We start from the raw sequence: 18,295 nt of genomic DNA, 5'->3' as shown, positions 1-18,295 counted from the left end.
CAATGTTTTATGAACATGTGCTTGGTAGTGATGAAGACGTTTCATTACTCGAACTCCGACGAAAGTAATTTAAACTTGGTCACGTATTTTTAAGGAGATTATCCGTGAGCACCGATAATAACGGTGGCATTCAACGCCCCGATGGAAAAGTAAACGCAATAGATACTGACTATCAAATTGGTCAGGATAACGTTGCGCTAAAGGTAGGCCCATTTGGCCTTGATATTCATAACCGTGTTTTTGCAATTTCTGGCTTAGCAATCGTCATGTTTGTTGTGATAACACTATTATTCCGAGAACAGGTAGAGCCGTTTTTTGCAGACCTACGAGCGGGTTTGTTGCACAATTTAGACTGGTTTTTTCTCGCTTCAGGTAATATTTTTGTCATTGTCTGTGTCGGATTGATCTTCACACCATTAGGCCGTGTACGAATCGGTGGTACTGAAGCAACACCGGATTATTCGTATGCCGGATGGTTGGCAATGCTATTTGCTGCGGGTATGGGCATTGGTCTTGTATTCTTCGGTGTATCAGAACCGATGTCCCATTTTAGTTCTGCGATTGGTGGCGTGAGCGTTGAGAATGGTGTACGTACTGACTGGGCACCGCTAGGTGGTGCAGAGGGCGATGCAACTGCAGCTTCGGCATTAGGGATGGCTGCGACGATTTACCACTGGGCACTTCATCCGTGGTCAATATACGCGCTCTTGGCTCTTGGGCTGGCTATCTTTTCATTTAACAAAGGTTTGCCACTCACCATGCGCTCAATTTTTTACCCTTTGTTTGGTGAGCGTGTATGGGGTTGGACTGGTCATATTATCGATATTCTTGCAGTGGTAGCGACGGTTTTTGGCTTAGCAACATCGCTAGGCTACGGTGCATCTCAAGCCGCAACGGGTTTGAACTTCCTGTTTGATGTCCCAATGACCAATACCACGCAGGTTATATTGATTATTGGTATTACTGCGCTCGCTTTAATCTCTGTTGTGGCTGGACTCGATAAGGGCGTGAAAATCTTATCTGAAATCAATATGGGGCTTGCAGCGCTGCTATTGCTATTTGTTATTGTTGTTGGCCCGACGATTGCGATTTTAACTGGTTTCTTCGAGAACATCGTTTCCTATGTGGCTAATATCCCTGCCTTATCTATGCCATTTGGACGAGAGGATGTGAATTACTCTCAAGGCTGGACGGCGTTTTACTGGGCGTGGTGGATTTCTTGGTCACCATTTGTGGGTATGTTCATCGCACGTGTGTCTCGCGGTCGTTCAGTTCGTGAGTTTATTATTTGCGTTATTCTTATCCCATCTTCAGTTTGTGTGTTATGGATGACGGCTTTTGGCGGTAACGCAATTAGCCAATACGTTAATGATGGCTACGAGGCGGTGTTTAACGCAGAACTGCCTTTAAAACTTTTTGCCATGTTAGATGTTATGCCATTGGCTGAGATAACATCTTTTGTCGGCATTATCTTAGTCGTGGTGTTCTTCATTACCTCTTCTGACTCAGGATCACTGGTTATTGATACTATTGCTGCGGGCGGTAAGGTCGATGCACCAACGCCACAACGCGTGTTCTGGTGTACGTTTGAAGGTTTGGTTGCGATTGCATTGATGTTGGGTGGTGGTCTAGCTGCTGCTCAAGCAATGGCGGTGACGACTGGTTTACCATTTACTATTGTTTTGCTTGTTGCAACGGTATCTTTGATAAAAGGTTTGATGGATGAACCTCGTCCAAAGGCGGTTTCTAAGAAATCAAAATAACTAGTATCAGCAGTTAAATTATTGATAAAAGCGGTATGCGAAAGCATGCCGCTTTTTTTTGGATTTCTATTTTTCTCTGAGAAATGAACAGCATGGAAAATGGTCTTATTCTGGTTGTTTTTTGTACTGCGCATTTGGGTGACTATTTAATAAATTAGACCTCGAACTATTTTAACTTTTGGTTAATAGGTTTATTTTTGTGATCTGCATCACAAAAATACCGATAAAAAGGCAGATTATTTGATTTTTAGTCGCGAGGGATGGCCATAATAAAAAGGAAATTTAATTAGACCTCAAAGGATATGTATTTTCACATGATCACATCAGCACCTTGGGTCCTTTATCCAGAGATTGGAGAAGACTCAAGTAAAAAATGGATTTTTCGTGAGCCTAAAATCTCTGATGGTGACGACATTTACAGCTTGATTGCAGACTGTCCTCCATTGGACATGAACTCATCTTATTGCAATTTCCTACAGTCTACGCATTTCAGCAAAACCAGTATTTTGGTTGAGCAAAAAGGCGAAATCGCAGGTTTCATTTCCGGTTATCAGAAACCAGACGAGCAAGACGTTTTATTTGTCTGGCAAGTTGCAGTCTCACCTCGCTTTAGAGGTCATGGTTTAGCATTCCGCATGTTGAAAGAACTTCTCACCCGAGAGGAATTAGGCGGTGTTAAATCGGTAGAAACTACCATCACGGAAGATAATAAAGCCTCTTGGGCACTGTTCAAAAAGTTAGATGCGATGAACGGCAATTCTGGCCAAGTAAGCACATTTTTGGATGAAGAAGCCCACTTTAAAGGCAAACACGATACAGAATATTTGTATCGCATTCCTCTCAAATAATCCTCAAACAATAGGAATTAAAAACGGTCTCATCATGGATATTTTCAAAAAGCAGGAATCCAACGTACGCTCATATTCAAACAATTTCCCGGTCGTTTTTCGTAAAGCGAAAGGCTGCTGGCTAGAAACAGAACAAGGTGAACGATACTTAGACTTCCTTGCTGGAGCGGGATCTCTAAATTACGGCCATAACAATCCAGTACTAAAACAAGCGTTGCTTGAGTACATTGAAATGGACGGTATTACTCACGGTTTGGATATGCACTCAGAAGCGAAAGCATCGTTTCTGGAAGCGTTGGATACTTACATCCTTAAACCAAGAAACTTGGATTACAAGGTTCAGTTTACGGGCCCAACAGGTACTAACGCTGTTGAGGCGGCATTGAAGCTGGCTAAAAAAGTAAAAGGCCGCGACAGCGTCGTTGCGTTTACTAACGGTTTCCATGGTTGTACTGCTGGCGCACTGGCTGCAACGGGTAACCAGCATCACAGACAAGGTAACGGTTCTAGTCTAAGTAACGTCACTCGTATTCCATTTGAAGGTTACGCTGGCGTAGATGGTCTCGCGCTGTTCGAAACCATGCTAAATGATAACTCTGCAGGTATGGATAAACCAGCCGCTGTACTTCTTGAAACTGTGCAGGGTGAAGGTGGTTTAAATGCTGCTTCAAACGAGTGGTTACAACGTTTGAGCAAAATCTGTAAAGCCAATGACATTCTTGTGATTGTCGATGACATTCAAGCAGGTTGCGGACGTACCGGTACTTTCTTTAGTTTCGAGCCGTCTGGTATCCAACCGGATATCGTGACGCTATCGAAGTCGATCGGTGGTTACGGTTTGCCGATGGCTGTCGTATTACTTAAGCCTGAGCTTGACCAGTGGAAGCCAGGCGAGCATAACGGTACGTTCCGTGGCAATAATCACGCCTTTATTACTGCTGCAAAAGCACTAGAAATTTACTGGGCAAACGATGATTTTGAAACACACATCAAGCAGTGTTCAGACAAGGTAAGTGCTGTTATTGACCGTTGTGTTCGTCGCTTTCCACAAATGTTTGTGCAGAAAAAAGGCCGCGGCATGATGGTTGGTATTGAATGTATCAATGGTGACATGGCATCTGAAATTGCGAAAAACTGTTTCGAGAATGGAATGGTGATAGAGACAGCGGGTCCAGACGATGAAGTTGTGAAGTTCTTCTGTCCACTAACCATCAGCGAATCAGAGCTAGATCAAGGACTAAGCATCTTTGAAAATGCAGTAGAGACTATCGCTGCGAAACATTTCAAACAAGCATCTTAATAAGGATTTTAATTATGATCGTCAGAACTCTAGATGAATGCCGCAACAGCGAACGACGTGTTGTTTCAGATAACTGGGAAAGTGTCCGCATGTTGTTGAAAGACGACAACATGGGTTTCTCTTTCCACATCACAACGATTTATGAAGATACAGAAACTCATATTCACTATCAAAACCACCTTGAATCGGTGTTTTGTATGAGTGGTGAAGGTGAGATTGAAGTTGTAGGTGGAGAAACGTACCCAATCAAACCAGGTACATTATACATCCTTGATAAACACGATGAGCACTACTTGAGAGCTTATAAGAATAAAGAAATGGTAATGGCGTGTGTGTTTAACCCACCGATTACTGGCGCTGAAGTGCACGATGAAAACGGTGTTTATCCTCTCGTTGACTAAAAGATGATGGTGGGGTGCTTTGCCACCCCACACTTTACTATCTCTTCTTTTTTCTTTTTAAAGTTACCAATCAAAAAAGGCTTATCATGACATTTACCGTAGAAAAAATCGGCGGTACATCAATGACAGCATTTGATGCTGTTCTCGACAATATTATTCTTCGTCCCAAAACACCATACAATCGTATTTTTGTCGTATCTGCATACGGTGGTATGACCGATGCGCTGCTTGAGTGTAAAAAAACCAGTAAACCAGGCGTTTATCAGCTTATCGCGAAACGCGACGACAAATGGGAAGAAGCGTTAGCGTACGTTGAAAGCCGTATGTTGCTGACCAATGAAAATATTTTTGCGGACCCAATGAATCGTATCCGTGCGGATAAATTCATTCGCTCCCGCATTGCTGAAGCGAAAAACTGTATCGCGAATATTTTAGAAACCTGTCAGTACGGTCAATTTTCGTTGCGCCAGTACTTGCCTCAAATTCGAGAGTTTCTCTCGTCTATCGGTGAGGCACATAGTGCTTACAACACAGCACTAAAACTAAAAAATATGGGTATTAACGCTAAGTTCGTTGACCTGTCTGGTTGGGATAATCAAGCGCCAAGAAGCCTTGATGAGTCGATCAGTGACGCGTTTGCTGATATCGATGTATCAAAAGAACTGCCAATCGTGACAGGTTATGCTTACTGTAAAGAGGGCCTAATGCACACTTATGACCGAGGTTATAGTGAGATGACATTTAGCCGAATTGCAGCAATAACAAAAGCGGATTTAGCAGTAATTCACAAAGAGTACCACTTGAGCTCAGCGGACCCACGCGTTGTTGGCCCTGAAAAAGTATTACCAATTGGTAGTACAAACTATGACGTAGCAGACCAACTTGCCAACCTTGGCATGGAAGCGATTCACCCAAATGCCGCTGCGGGTTTGCGTGAAAGTGGTATTGAGCTACAGATTAAAAATACATTCGAACCTGAACACGAAGGTACTTTGATCTCTTCAAGCTACCGCCCAGAAGAAGACAAAGTCGAGATCATCGCAGGTAAAGAGAAAGTATTTGCACTGCATTTGTTTGACCAAGCAATGGTAGGAAAAGCCGATAACGTTAGTTACGAATTGATGGAAATCATCTCCGATGCTCGTGTAAGTTTGGTTGGTAAAGAGATGAACGCTAACTCTATTACTTACTATCTAGGTGGCAGTACAGATAGCTTAAACAAAGTATTGTATAAAGCCGAGAAACGTTATCCGAATGCCTCGATTAAAGGTCGTATGGTCGCGCTTATCTCAGCCATCGGTTCTCAAATTGATACCAACAAGACGTTGGCGAAAGGTGTGCTTGCATTGATGAATAATGGCGTTACGCCAGTTGCACTGCACTCATCATTGAGAAATGTAAATGTTCAATTTGTTGTCGGTGATAAGGAATACCAGCACGCGATTTGCGCATTGCATGATGAGTTTTTCCAAAGTAGCAGTTTAGCTAAATCGGTTAATGTGGCTTAGTTTATCCACGGTTAAAATACAAAGGAGAGCAGGTTAGCTCTCCTTTTTTGTTTTTCAGTTTGTACTTTTGCATAGTCTAAACAGACGATTTAAGTAAGTTCCTATGTGGCGATACACATAAGCCAGCAGAATGGTCTGCTGGCTTAATGTTACTGATTAACTAACGTTAACTTAGTTTACTTAAACTTGCTGATTTCTTGTTCAACTTTGTCTAGTTGCTGCAGCTTCTCTTGCATTTTTAGAGAGTCGTAGTTTAGTGAAGCAGGGTTCATCGCTGTGCCACGTTGCATTGGGTATTCTGGAAGTGTTTTAAAGAACTCTCCCACAACGTCTTGAACAGGTACAAATAGCCACATGTTGTCAGCCATCCAACGCAAGTACATTTGTGATTCGCTTGGGCCTTTTTCGAATGGGTCAGCGCGTAGGTGGATGATTTTAGGCCAGTTCGGAGCAAAACGAACTGCGTTACTTAGGTTCCCTTCAAGCGTTGCAAAGTGAAGTTTCCAGTCATTCCAGCGGACAGCGTTTAATTCACCATTAGACGTAAAGTAAAGCAGCGACTCACGAGGGCCTTTTTCTTCCTTACCTTCAAAGTATGGCATGAAGTTATAACCATCTAAATGTACACGCCACTCTTTGCCATTTGCTTTGTAGCCTTCTGCCAGTTTTTCTTTTACATCAGGTACGCCAGCAGCTGCCAATAATGTAGGCAACCAGTCTTGGTGTGCCATCATTTCATTGATCTTGGTTCCTGGCTTAATGACGCCTGGCCAACGAACCAGTTGAGGAACACGCATACCGCCTTCCCAAGTTGTACCTTTTTCACCATGGAATGGTGTTGCGCCACCATCTGGCCAAGTCATGGTTTCTGCGCCGTTGTCCGTTGAGTAGATAACGATAGTGTTGTCTGCAACACCTAGCTCATCCAGCTTGTCGAGTAAAACACCTACATGATCATCATGTTCCAGCATACCATCGGCATAAATGCTTACACCTGATTTACCTTGGTATTTTTCTTGCAAGCGAGTCCAAACGTGCATACGAGTGGCGTTATGCCAAATAAAGAAGGGTTTATCCGCCTTAACTGCTTTTTCCATAAATGCCAAAGAGCTCTCTAGGAACTCTTCATCTGCGTGCTCCATACGTTTTCGTGTCATCGGGCCAGTGTCTTCAATCTTACCGTCGGCATAAGACTTAATGACACCACGAGGGCCATAGTTTTTACGAAACTCTGGGTCTTTAGGGTAGTAATAAGTTTCAGGCTCTTCTTCTGCGTTTAGGTGATATAAGTTACCGAAGAATTCGTCAAAGCCGTGTTTGGTCGGTAAGTGCTTATCTTGGTCACCTAAGTGGTTTTTACCAAATTGACCCGTCATGTAACCTTGTTCTTTTAACAGATCTGCAATGGTTGGCGCCCAATCAGGTATACCGTGGTCAGAGCCTGGCATACCAATTGTTAACAAACCCGTACGAAATGGCTCTTCACCTGTAATAAAGGCCGCGCGACCAGCAGTACAAGACTGTTGTCCGTAGTGATCTGTGAACAACGCGCCTTCATTCGCTATACGGTCGATGTTTGGCGTTTTGTAACTCATCATACCTTGGTTGTATGCGCTGATATTCCAGTAGCCGATATCGTCACCAAAAATTGCCAGAATATTCGGTTTGTCGGCTGCCATAGCAGCACTGGACGCCGCTAACAGTCCTGCGCCTACAGCGATTTTGCTCAATTGATTTGCCATAAAAACTCCAGATTGTTGAGAGTAAAGATAAGCACAAGTGAGCCTTATGCTTAGTTGCTGCATAAGTTAATGATGTATATAGAAAAATCCTCTTATACTCGATATAACCATAAGTTATTGCTAGGTAGTAACCATTTGTTAATTAAGAAGAAATAGGATTATCCTGTTAGTTTGTAGAGATTCGTAAAGTAGATTTAGATCACTGAAGAGCCTTATTTTTATTGCGTAGTAGAAGAGGGGATGGAAATGAAAAACAATAGGATGTTCGCTTGTTTTACGGTCCTAAAGCAATACTAAAGTCGTTATGTATTGCTTGTAATTATTTGTATAACCAGTGATTTAGTGTCTATATTGATTTAGGTTGTACATTATAAATATAAGGATATCTATGAGTCAGTGGGCAGGCCGGTTTCGCATTTTATTGCTGGTCAACGTTGTTGTCAGTTTTATGGCTTTTTCTCAAGAGTTATTAACAGAGAAACCAAATATTCCTTCAGGCTTAAATCCAGAATATGCTGGCACACAAGCTTGTATAGATTGCCACCAAAACGAGGTGGAGGCCTGGAAAGGGTCACATCACGATATGGCCATGAAGCATGCAAGTACAACCTCTGTGCGTGGTAATTTTGATAACCATGTTGTAACACACAAAGGAATGCCTAATCGTTTTTTTAAAAAAGGCGGCGAATATTGGGTCAACATTCAAGGCTCTGACGGGCAATGGCATGACTATAAGATCAGCTATACATTTGGCTGGGAACCATTACAGCAGTACATGGTCGAGTTTGAAGATGGCCGCGTGCAGCTTATTCCTTTTGCTTGGGACACAAGAGCTAAAGTTGAAGGGGGACAGCGTTGGTTTCATCTTTATCCAGAAACGACAACAACGGATGAATTCTATTGGACCAATACCGGGCAAAATTGGAACTTCATGTGTGCTGATTGCCATTCAACGAACCTAAAGAAGAATTACGACGCTGACAAAAACACTTACAACAGCTCATGGTCAGAGATTAATGTGGGATGCGAAGCATGCCATGGTCCCGCTAGTCAGCACATAGAACTGGCCAAGAAATACAAAAATGCTGGCACGTCTTTTGAGCATGACAGCCATTATGGCTTTGATCGAAATTTGTCTAAAGCAGTGTCGGATTGGGTGTTTGAGGAAGGCCATAGTACGTTACAGCCGAAATCAATTGAAGCAACCAATCAAGTGCAAACATGCGCTCAATGCCATAGTCGCCGAACCCAGTTAAATGAAACAGGTGATCATGTTAAAGGTTCTTTTTTTGATAAATATCGCTTAAGTCTTATAACACCTGAACTCTACTATCATGATGGACAGATTTACGACGAAGATTATGTTTATGGTTCGTTTCTTCAATCTGAAATGGCGGAGAAGGGGGTCACGTGCACTAATTGCCATGATCCACACACGGCAGAGTTAACGATCCCAGAAGAGGCAGTATGTTCGCAATGCCATATTGCATCGGAATATACACCTGAAAAGCATACCTTTCATAAGGCTGGATCTGAAGCATCGCAATGTACGACTTGTCACATGCCAGAAACGACTTACATGCAAGTCGATCCTCGTAGAGACCACAGTTGGCATATTCCACGACCGGATTTGAGCAAACACATTGGAACGCCCAATGTTTGCATGTCATGCCATGAAGATAAAAGCAATCAATGGGCCGATGAACAGATAGCAGAATGGTACCCGAATTCGAAGTATCGTAATCAACAACATTTTGCTGTCGCATTTTATGCGGATTCAATTGGTCATCAAGGAGCAGCAAATGCGTTGGCATACTCTGCTCAGGATTCGTCGTTAAAAGACATTATTCGTGCTTCAGCCCTGGAGAGAATGGGGGGCAATACTGACCAAAATACAACAGTATCTTTGGCTAGGGCCGTTAAGAATGAGAATGAAATGGTTCGATTAGGGGCAATTTCAGGCTCGTCTGGTTATGAATTTCATGATCGGTGGCGGATTCTAGAGCCATTGCTTGGTGACCCGGTGCTTTCAGTGAGAGCGGAAGCTGCCTCGGCGCTGGTAGCGAACTACGCACAAATGACCCCTTTACAAAAAGATATAATTAAATCGCCTTTAGAAGAGTACATGGAAATTCAAGAGTTTAATGCCGATCGTGGTTTCGGAAGAACCAATTTGGCGAATGTGTACCGCAGCTTAGGTGAAATCGACAAAGCGGCCGAGCTGTATAAACAAGCGATCAGCATCGAACCCTACTTCGAAAATAGCTACGTTAACCTAGCAGATTTGTATCGCCACCTAGGTAAAGAAGAAGCTGCGATCACGGTGCTACAACAAGGGATGAAAGCTCAACCTAAATCCAGCACATTACCATACAGCGCAGGTCTTTCTTTGTTACGTCAAGGCAAAGCCGATGATGCGAAAAAGCTACTTAGACGCGCCGCAGAAATTGGTGAAACTAATGCGCATTATTGGTACGTGTACGGTCTAGCTTTAGAAAAAAGCGATGTTCTAGAAGCCAGTAAAGCGTTGCATACAGCATTTGAAGTCGGTGGCAATCCACAACACTTGTTTGCTCAATGCGAGGTTCTAGCGAGAAATCATAAAAAAGGTGCTGTCGCTTTTGCTTTCGATAGGTGCATACAAGAGCTTAGTCACTATGCACCTAAACAAGCTATTGATCAGCTTAAAGCCTCTATTGTTGGGGTCAATAGGAGCTAATTACCAAAAGTGGAGCTTTTATCGCTCCACTTTTTCTTACTTGGTTTAATCAGCGTCTTTCGCTAATCTCAGCCCCATGTCGGACATGATGACTGACTGGCTAGCAAAATCGCGACGATAGTTTTCGGATTCGTCAGCATCATAGGCAAAGCTACCACCTCGTACAGACTTGTGTGCAAGGCTTTCTTTTTCATCTTTTGCGTTTACCGGATTATCACTTGGTGCTGATTTGTAATAGCTTTCATCAAACGCATCAATAACAAACTCACCAACATTACCCGTCATATCGTATAAGCCAAGCTCATTCGGTTTTTTCTGACCTACCTTGTGTGCCTTATTGTTTGAGTTACTGGCATACCAGGCAACGTCGTTAATATCATCAGACCCCGCGTAAGTGAATCCTTGACTTAGATTCCCCCCTTTCGCTGCAAACTCCCATTCTGCTTCGGTGGGTAAACGATAGTGCTCTCCCGTTTTTTCATTCAATTTCTTTATAAAATAATTGGCTTGTTGCCAGCTAATGTTATTCACGGGCGTATTTGGGTTTCTAAAATAGCTCAGAGAAGATCCTGTAACCGATTCGAATAACTCTTGGGTTACCTCAAATTTTGCCAAATAGAAATCATCCACGCGAACGGTGCGAGCCGGGTGCTCGGATTTATTTGCTGATGGATTATCCGAGCCCATCATAAATTGTCCACCTTCAATAAGAACCATATCTTGATCGATTTTTTGAGCAAGAGGGCTAGGTTGTGTTGTTGCACATCCAGTCATAATTAGCGAAATCGAAATAGCGGCACCAAGGTAAAGAGTATTACTTTTGGAATGCTTCATAGGGGAGCTCCATCAACATTTATGATCAAAGAATTTTATCAGGCAAGTCTATGAAAAACAGTTATACACACTATAACAAGCGCCACGAATAATTGAACATTATCATCACACTAGGCGATTAACTTAATGATTAGTCTTAACGCCGTTGGGCACAGGCTAGCAACTAAGAAGGTGATGAATGCACATAACTCAAGGTCCGCAGTTCAATGGAAAAGCATCCAAGCGATTACATGTCATGGCGAAACCTATCGGTGCAGTGTGCAATATCGATTGCACCTATTGTTATTACCTAAGCAAACAAGATTTACTTGAGTACAAGCCTGGCTGCTCACCAGTCATGGATGAGGAAACGCTAGAGACCTATATCCGTCAATATATAGCGGGACAGAATACACCTGAAATCATTTTCTCTTGGCAGGGTGGTGAGCCGACAATGCTAGGTTTGGATTATTTCAAGACAATTGTTGAGCTACAGAATAAATACCGTCCCGATGGCATTACGATCTCCAATGATCTCCAGACTAATGGCACACTGCTTAACGATGAATGGTGTGAGTTTTTAAAGGCGAACAACTTTCTCGTCGGTTTAAGCATTGATGGCCCAGAAATGATGCACAACGCTTACCGAACAAACCGAGCTGGTAGAGGCACATTCCGGCAAGTTATGAATGCGGTTGAATTATTACATAAGCACGAAGTAAAGTTTGCTACGCTCACTTGTGTTAACAACTTGACCGGCCGTAACCCACTTGAAGTGTACCGATTCTTGCGAGATGAAGTACGCTCCCCTCAAATGCAGTTTATTCCAATAGTTGAGCAGAAAATATTCAGAACAACCGCCCCTCAAACTTGGGAGCCAAACGAGCAACTAAAGCAAGGAGATAAACGGTTGATCCCAGGTCATAAAGATGCCGTTGTTGAGCCTTTTTGCGTTGCGGATGAAGCATGGGGAAATTTTCTGATCGCGATTTTCAATGAATGGGTTTTACACGATATCGGCAACGTGTTTGTTCAGTACTTTGAAGCCAGTATCGAAACCTGGATGGGCAGAAAAAACCCACTGTGTACGTTAGGTGAAATCTGCGGGAAAGGCTTAGCAATGGAGCCTAATGGTGATGTGTTTGCGTGTGATCATTACGTGTACCCAGAATATAAGGTTGGAAACATTCATCACGAAAAGCTCGATACGCTCGCTTATAGCTCTGAGCAGCAGAAATTTGGGTTTGCTAAAAGTCGTACGCTGCCCCAACAGTGCCTTCAATGTGATTATCAATTTGCATGTTTTGGAGAATGTCCCAAAAATCGTTTTATCCGTACTAGGCAAGGTGAGCCTGGTCTTAATTATCTCTGCGCGGGTTGGAAGAAGTTTTTTACCCATGTTGATCAGTCGATGGCGTACATCTTACGAGCGACAGGTAACCCAGTGGTTCACGGTAAATACAGTGACCAGATTCTACGCCAGCAAGCTACTCAAACACAGACTGTGTTTGAAATGAAGTTTTAAGATAGTCACTACGCCTGCTACAGGCCCGGAAATGAAAGAATATAGGTTATTGAATGCAAAAAATTAAGCTGCTCTCTAAATCATTACTCGTGATCTCGATCGGCATTGCTACGAGTCAAGCCGTGGTGGCACAAGAAACAACATTGCTAGACCCAGATCAAGTATCGCCGACAACGGTTGTCACTCCACAAGAAGCTCAAATGACACCGGCGCAACGAGTCGAAAAGCTGTCTTATGATGCGCAAAATAAAAAGTTGTCTTCAGAAAAACGTATTGATGCTTTACGTGAGTTAGCCAACTATCCAAGCCAAAATGCATTGGTTGCAGTTGCGCGTGGGTTGCAGGATGAAGATGCAGGTATTCGCGAAGCTGCGATCGTGGGAGCACAGCCATATATGATTGAGCACCGTTGGCGTTTGATTTCACCATTATTGAGTGATGACGCCGCCATGGTGCGAATTACAGCAGCGATTAACCTCGTTCGAGATTACGCCAATTTGAGTTCGGAGCAACAGCAGTCACTTGAGGGGCCTGTTTCAGAGCTGACAGCACACTTGTCCAGTAAGAACGATAATGTTTCCAAGTTATTACTTGCAGACGTTTACCGTTGGCATCGTGATTGGGATAAAGCGGCGCTGATATACCCAGAGTTAACTAAGCTTGAGCCAAACAACCCTCAAGTTTGGTTAAGCTACGCAGACAACTTCCGAGCGCAACAGCTAGACCAAAAAGCTATCAACGTGCTTGACGAGGGTATCAAGCTAAATTCAGAAGATGCCTCGCTGCATTATTCTAAATCTCTCGCTTTGGTTAGATTAGACAAAAAGAAAGAAGCGGCGTTTGAAATAGACAAAGCTGCGACGATGGCAAAGACGAACAGTTACTTTTGGTACTTAAATGGTGTTCTGCAAGAAGAGTTAGACTTGAAGAAGTCTGTCAACGCTTTTGAGCAAGCGTATTTGATATCCGGTGCTCCAGAACAATTGTATGCCGTGTGTGACATCTATGTTAGATACGGCAACCCTAAAACGGATGACTGCTTAACAGAGCTAACGAAGGTCGCTCCCGACTATGTTATTGAAGAGCTCAATCAGAAAAAGGGACGTAAAAGTGCCTCTACATCAGTTGAAGCCAATGAATTTAAACTCTAATCGTTAAATTCCATGTTTCTATTTTAATAAAATAGTGGACCAGATTGGTGACATTGTCACTTTTTGGTGGCCGTTGCATATTTCAGTTCAATATGCGCCTGTTTCAATTGAACTATACTTTTGATTGGATTCGCACCTAGCACCTCAATATAAGGAATTAAGATGGCTATAAAGTTAAAGGCGATTGTCTTAGCAACAGGTTTTGCTCTGTCTAGTTACGCTGTTGCTGCTGATATGCAAGATCCACTTCCGTCATGGAACAACACTGACGCTAAGCAAGCTATTATGGCGTTTGTTACGAAAACAACGACCCAAGGTTCGGATTCCTATGTGCCTGAAAGCCAACGAATCGCGACGTTTGATAATGATGGAACACTTTGGGCAGAAAAGCCTGTTTATCTACAGTTGTTTTTTGCGATCGATAGAGTAAAAGAAATGGCCTCTGAGCATCCTGATTGGAAGACAACCGAACCCTTTGCTTCCGCATTAAAAGGTGACATGGAGGGGATTGGTAAACAAGGACTCGAAGGTGTAATGAAGCTTGTTATGGCAACCCATTCTGGAATGTCTACTGAACAGTTTCATCAAGAAGTTAAGGAATGGTTGAAAACGGCTGTCCATCCAACAACGGGTAGACCATACACTGAAATGGTCTATCAACCTATGCTCGAACTGCTCGACTACTTAAGAGCGAACGACTATCAGACCTACATCGTTTCTGGAGGCGGAATTGAATTTATGCGCGTTTGGGCGCCGGAAGTATACGGCATTCCAACGCAAAACATCGTGGGGACGACGTTAAAGGCGGAATATCAAAGTGTTGATGGAAAACCTACCATCCAACGCATGCCGGAAATAGACTTTGTCAATGACAAAGCAGTAAAGCCTGTGACGATTCAAAACTTCATTGGCAAACGTCCTGTCATGGCGTTTGGTAATTCTGATGGTGATTTACAGATGTTAGAGTGGACGAAAGCAGGTTCAGGTCCAAGATTTTCTGCGATTATCCATCACACGGATGACAAGCGTGAATGGGCTTATGATAAAGATTCTCATGTTGGTAAGTTAGATAAATCGTTTAAAGTAGGTGAAGAGCAAGGTTGGCTATTTGTCGATATGAAACAAGATTGGAATCAAGTGTTTAAAGAGAGCACTAAATGATAATCTTTGTTTGACCATAACTTGCTGCAACCAAACAATTGCAACGAAATAAAAGGCCTCACAATTGAGGCCTTAGTTAATTCCACAATAGCTTCGATACCTAGGGTCTAGTTTCTAGGTTGCTGTGTCATTGTTTCTACCACTTTTTCAATACTTAACGAGCTACCTTTCGTTGCAGGGAACTCCTTAAATGTCTCTAGGAACTTACGCACGATAGCTTGAGCAGGAACGAACATCCACATTTGATCAGCGTAAAAATGTCTGACGTAAAGTGCTGCATCTGGACCGACCTCAAATGGATCCATACGAAGGTTTACAATCAAAGGCCAACTAGGTGTTTTGCGGTATGCCTCATTAATGGCACCCTCCATAACACTGAAGTGGATCTTCCAGTCTTTATAACGAACGGCGTTTAAATTACCACCAGCATCGAAGTAAAAGATTTCTTTGCGTGCGCCTTCATCAGCTTTACCAGTCAGCAGATCAAGTTGGTTGTAGCCATCTAAATGTGCTTTAAAGGTTTTGCCCGCTGCTTTATGACCCTTCAATAGTTTTTCTTTCACATCAGGTTCGCCCACAGCTGCGAGTAGAGTTGGCATCCAGTCTTCTTGTGAAAAGATATCGTTGATAACCGTTCCTGGTTTAATGTTTCCAGGCCAGCGTACCATCATCGGAACGCGGAATCCGCCTTCCCAAGTCGTACCTTTTTCGCCCTTGAACGGTGTAGTACCACCATCTGGCCAGGTAAATTTCTCAGCGCCATTATCAGTACTAAAAACAACAATGGTGTTATCTGCTACGCCTAGCTCTTCAAGTTTATCAAGCATGACACCTACTTGATCATCTAGGTCCATCATGCCATCGGCGTATAAGCCGTAACCTGACTTCCCTTGATATTCTTCACTCAAATGTGTCCAGACGTGCATACGGGTTGAGTTATGCCAAATAAAGAATGGTTTGTCTTCTTTTACTGCTTTTTCCATAAAGGCCAAGCTAGCATCCATGAACTCTCGGTCTACGTTTTCCATACGCTTACGAGTAAGGGGACCTGTGTCCTCGATTTTGCCATCCGCAGTCGCCTTCAACACGCCTCGAGGTCCGAATTTTTTACGAAACTCTGGATCTTTTGGATAAAACTCAGACTCAGGCTCTTCTTCCGCGTTTAAATGGTATAGGTTACCAAAGAACTCATCAAACCCATGGTTAGTTGGTAGGTGCTCATCTTGGTCACCAAGGTGGTTTTTTCCAAACTGACCAGACACATAGCCGTGATTTTTAAGTAACTCCGCGATAGTAGGATCTTTCGATTGAATACCCTCTTTTGCGCCGGGCATACCAATAGTCAATAGACCGGTACGAAACGGATGTTGACCCAGAATAAATGAGGCTCGTCCGGCAGTACAACTCTGTTGTGCGTAAGCGTCTGTGAAAATGGCACCTTCATTGGCGATTTTATCAATGTTAGGAGTCTTCCCTCCCATCATACCATTGTGATACGCACTAATGTTGTATACACCTACATCGTCACCCCAGAACACAAGGATGTTGGGCTTATCGGCAGCAAAGGCTGTGGACGCAGCTAATGTACCGACCAATGCCATTACCTTTTTAATCGAGTTTCGCATGAAAATCCTCCGCGATAAATGAGTCCATTATCGTTATATAACGTTACTAATTGTGTTCATCATGGCGAAGTCGAGTGAGATGACACCAAATGAGACAATGTAGTTAATTGAATATAGTAGAGGTTTTTTGTTGCTTCCAAGTAATCCCTGTTTTTCAAAAATGTTAATTAACATGAACTAGACTTTAGTGTGTTTTAAGTGTGATAAGACGCACTTACAGGATTAAATTTCAATGAAAGGCGACACTATGAAAAATAAACTAGCAACTATCCTGTTTCTATGTATCCCGTTAGAAGTGGTTGCGGAAGAGACACCAAATGTCGTAGTAATGTTGGTTGATAACCTTGGGTGGGGGGAATTAAGTTCCTATGGGAGTACCAGAGGTGTTGAAACCAAAAACTTAGATCAACTTGCTAGAGAAGGTGTACGCCTTACTAATTTTAATGTGGAACCGCAATGCACACCAACTCGCTCCTCATTCATGACGGGGAGGCGAGCGCTTAGATCTGGGACAGATAAGGTTGTTTGGGGAGTGCCTTACGGTATGGTGAACTGGGAGATAACCATTGCAGAGAAGTTTAAGGAACAAGGATATAACACGAGCCTTTACGGGAAATGGCATTTGGGAGACCAAAAAGGGCGCTTTCCAACGGATCAAGGCTTTGATGAATGGTATGGCATTGCAAATACGACGGATGAGTCAGAATATAGCTCTCAACCCGGTTATAAAGCTATATTACCTAAACCTCAAATCCTTTCAGCTAGAGCAGGGCAGGATCCTAAAGGGGTCAAAGAATATAATTTGGACTCACGTAGAACGATTGACAGTGAGCTAGTTGAACATGCCACAGATTTTATAAATCGAAATGTGAAAGAGAATAAGCCATTTTTCTCTGTAATTACTTTTACTCAACCACATTTACCGACGCTACCTCATCCTGATTTTATTGGTAAAACAGGCAAAGGAAATTACTCAGATGTGTTAGCTGAGATAGATTTTCGAGCTGGGCAAGTTATTGGTGCAATAGAAAAAGCAGGAATTAAAGACAATACACTAGTGATTTGGTTTTCTGACAACGGTCCAGAGTGGCATATGCCATACCAAGGCTCTAGCGGGCCATGGCGTGGTGCGTACTTTACGGCTCTTGAAGGGTCTCTCCGAACACCATTTATTGCCTCTTGGCCTAACCACATCAAACCGGGTAGAGTGAGTGATGAAATTATCCATGTTGTGGATCTATTTGCCTCACTTTCTCATGTCGGTGGATACAAATTACCAAGCGATAGAACAATAGATAGTATTGATCAGTGGGCCTTTTTAAAGGGAGATAGTGAAAAGTCTAATCGAGATGGTTTCATCGTTAACAATGGATCTGAAACCTACGCTTATAAGTGGGAAAATTACAAGATGCACTTTATTGATCAAGATATCATGCCGGAGAAAGGGCGCCCATTACAGATCCCTGAAATATATAATTTGATTGATGACCCTAAAGAGGAGTTTGATTTAAGAAATAATGCCACATGGTTATTTCCTATCATGATAGGAAAGAGAGTAAAGTTTGAATCTTCCGTTTCAACAAGCTGCGATACGATTCCTTTCCCTGCTCCATTTGGATATGAGCCCGATTGTAGCAAGGGGAATTTCAATCAATTTCCAGTGGATGGGTTACGCCAGAAGTAGTTTACCCCAATGGCTCTTTCTCGCATACATGAGGTATGTTTTTGGTTCAATATCT

At 42.9% G+C, this 18,295-nt stretch carries 13 protein-coding genes; 10 read left to right on the top strand and 3 right to left on the bottom strand.

Going from position 1 to position 18,295, the window contains the following annotated elements; genetic code table 11:
* Nucleotides 1-104: 104 nt before the first annotated feature.
* From R7E38_RS11235 to R7E38_RS11215, 5 genes are all read left to right on the top strand, one after another.
* On the top strand, nucleotides 105-1,763 hold the full coding sequence (locus R7E38_RS11235; protein ID WP_005377772.1) for a BCCT family transporter: 1,659 nt from the start codon (nucleotides 105-107) through the stop codon (nucleotides 1,761-1,763).
* 314 nt (nucleotides 1,764-2,077) lie between these two features.
* The gene (gene ectA, locus R7E38_RS11230) at nucleotides 2,078-2,611 is read left to right on the top strand and encodes a diaminobutyrate acetyltransferase (protein WP_005393379.1); all 534 of its coding nucleotides are present in this window, start codon (nucleotides 2,078-2,080) and stop codon (nucleotides 2,609-2,611) included.
* Between the two features lie 34 nt (nucleotides 2,612-2,645).
* Nucleotides 2,646-3,911 (top strand): diaminobutyrate--2-oxoglutarate transaminase, encoded by a 1,266-nt coding sequence (ectB, locus tag R7E38_RS11225; RefSeq protein ID WP_017820939.1) that lies wholly within the window; start codon nucleotides 2,646-2,648, stop codon nucleotides 3,909-3,911.
* A gap of 14 nt (nucleotides 3,912-3,925) precedes the next feature.
* Nucleotides 3,926-4,312 (top strand): ectoine synthase, encoded by a 387-nt coding sequence (locus tag R7E38_RS11220; protein ID WP_005377769.1) that lies wholly within the window; start codon nucleotides 3,926-3,928, stop codon nucleotides 4,310-4,312.
* 86 nt (nucleotides 4,313-4,398) lie between these two features.
* Entirely contained in the window at nucleotides 4,399-5,820 is a 1,422-nt protein-coding gene (locus R7E38_RS11215) for an aspartate kinase (protein WP_005377768.1), read from the top strand.
* Nucleotides 5,821-5,996: 176 nt separating this feature from the next.
* Here R7E38_RS11215 and R7E38_RS11210 read toward each other — a convergent pair whose 3' ends face one another.
* On the bottom strand, nucleotides 5,997-7,562 hold the full coding sequence (locus tag R7E38_RS11210) for an arylsulfatase (protein WP_005377767.1): 1,566 nt from the start codon (nucleotides 7,560-7,562) through the stop codon (nucleotides 5,997-5,999).
* Nucleotides 7,563-7,950: 388 nt separating this feature from the next.
* Here R7E38_RS11210 and R7E38_RS11205 point away from each other — a divergent pair, with 388 nt between their 5' ends.
* Nucleotides 7,951-10,281 (top strand): tetratricopeptide repeat protein, encoded by a 2,331-nt coding sequence (locus tag R7E38_RS11205; RefSeq protein WP_226083652.1) that lies wholly within the window; start codon nucleotides 7,951-7,953, stop codon nucleotides 10,279-10,281.
* 45 nt (nucleotides 10,282-10,326) lie between these two features.
* On the opposite strand, the gene R7E38_RS11200 is transcribed toward R7E38_RS11205, so the two are convergent.
* Entirely contained in the window at nucleotides 10,327-11,055 is a 729-nt protein-coding gene (locus R7E38_RS11200; protein WP_411978675.1) for a formylglycine-generating enzyme family protein, read from the bottom strand.
* A 238-nt stretch (nucleotides 11,056-11,293) separates the two neighbouring features.
* On the opposite strand from R7E38_RS11200, the gene R7E38_RS11195 reads away from it, so the two are divergent.
* The 3 genes from R7E38_RS11195 (at nucleotide 11,294) to R7E38_RS11185 (ending at nucleotide 14,931) form a co-directional block, all read left to right on the top strand.
* The gene (locus R7E38_RS11195; protein WP_149191825.1) at nucleotides 11,294-12,619 is read left to right on the top strand and encodes an anaerobic sulfatase maturase; all 1,326 of its coding nucleotides are present in this window, start codon (nucleotides 11,294-11,296) and stop codon (nucleotides 12,617-12,619) included.
* A 53-nt stretch (nucleotides 12,620-12,672) separates the two neighbouring features.
* Nucleotides 12,673-13,770, top strand: coding sequence for a hypothetical protein (locus R7E38_RS11190; protein WP_017634003.1), 1,098 nt, complete (start codon nucleotides 12,673-12,675; stop codon nucleotides 13,768-13,770).
* Nucleotides 13,771-13,932: 162 nt separating this feature from the next.
* Nucleotides 13,933-14,931: an HAD family hydrolase gene (locus tag R7E38_RS11185; RefSeq protein WP_033905219.1), complete on the top strand. Its 999-nt coding sequence runs from the start codon at nucleotides 13,933-13,935 to the stop codon at nucleotides 14,929-14,931.
* Nucleotides 14,932-15,038: 107 nt separating this feature from the next.
* Here the strand turns inward: R7E38_RS11185 and R7E38_RS11180 are convergent, their stop codons facing one another.
* On the bottom strand, nucleotides 15,039-16,556 hold the full coding sequence (locus R7E38_RS11180) for an arylsulfatase (protein ID WP_033905220.1): 1,518 nt from the start codon (nucleotides 16,554-16,556) through the stop codon (nucleotides 15,039-15,041).
* A 247-nt stretch (nucleotides 16,557-16,803) separates the two neighbouring features.
* Between R7E38_RS11180 and R7E38_RS11175 the strand changes: the two genes are divergently transcribed.
* Nucleotides 16,804-18,240, top strand: a complete 1,437-nt coding sequence (locus R7E38_RS11175; protein ID WP_225478180.1) for an arylsulfatase — start codon at nucleotides 16,804-16,806, stop codon at nucleotides 18,238-18,240.
* The last annotated feature ends 55 nt before the right edge of the window (nucleotides 18,241-18,295 follow it).

Origin of the sequence: Vibrio sp. Vb2131 (genome assembly GCF_033338535.1) — a bacterium.
Lineage (GTDB): Bacteria > Pseudomonadota > Gammaproteobacteria > Enterobacterales > Vibrionaceae > Vibrio > Vibrio alginolyticus.
The sequence above is the reverse complement of the archived record's forward strand: the minus strand, read 5'-3'. Positions and strand labels throughout refer to the sequence as shown.

Bases quoted from the DNA above. Each gene is read 5' to 3' on its own strand.
- ectA (WP_005393379.1), top strand. From the start codon at position 2,078: ATGATCACATCAGCACCTTGGGTCCTTTATCCAGAGATTGGAGAAGAC.
- ectB (WP_017820939.1), top strand. From the start codon at position 2,646: ATGGATATTTTCAAAAAGCAGGAATCCAACGTACGCTCATATTCAAAC.
- R7E38_RS11220 (WP_005377769.1), top strand. From the start codon at position 3,926: ATGATCGTCAGAACTCTAGATGAATGCCGCAACAGCGAACGACGTGTT.
- R7E38_RS11215 (WP_005377768.1), top strand. From the start codon at position 4,399: ATGACATTTACCGTAGAAAAAATCGGCGGTACATCAATGACAGCATTT.
- R7E38_RS11210 (WP_005377767.1), bottom strand. From the start codon at position 7,562: ATGGCAAATCAATTGAGCAAAATCGCTGTAGGCGCAGGACTGTTAGCG.
- R7E38_RS11205 (WP_226083652.1), top strand. From the start codon at position 7,951: ATGAGTCAGTGGGCAGGCCGGTTTCGCATTTTATTGCTGGTCAACGTT.
- R7E38_RS11200 (WP_411978675.1), bottom strand. From the start codon at position 11,055: ATGACTGGATGTGCAACAACACAACCTAGCCCTCTTGCTCAAAAAATC.
- R7E38_RS11195 (WP_149191825.1), top strand. From the start codon at position 11,294: ATGCACATAACTCAAGGTCCGCAGTTCAATGGAAAAGCATCCAAGCGA.
- R7E38_RS11190 (WP_017634003.1), top strand. From the start codon at position 12,673: ATGCAAAAAATTAAGCTGCTCTCTAAATCATTACTCGTGATCTCGATC.
- R7E38_RS11185 (WP_033905219.1), top strand. From the start codon at position 13,933: ATGGCTATAAAGTTAAAGGCGATTGTCTTAGCAACAGGTTTTGCTCTG.
- R7E38_RS11180 (WP_033905220.1), bottom strand. From the start codon at position 16,556: ATGCGAAACTCGATTAAAAAGGTAATGGCATTGGTCGGTACATTAGCT.
- R7E38_RS11175 (WP_225478180.1), top strand. From the start codon at position 16,804: ATGAAAAATAAACTAGCAACTATCCTGTTTCTATGTATCCCGTTAGAA.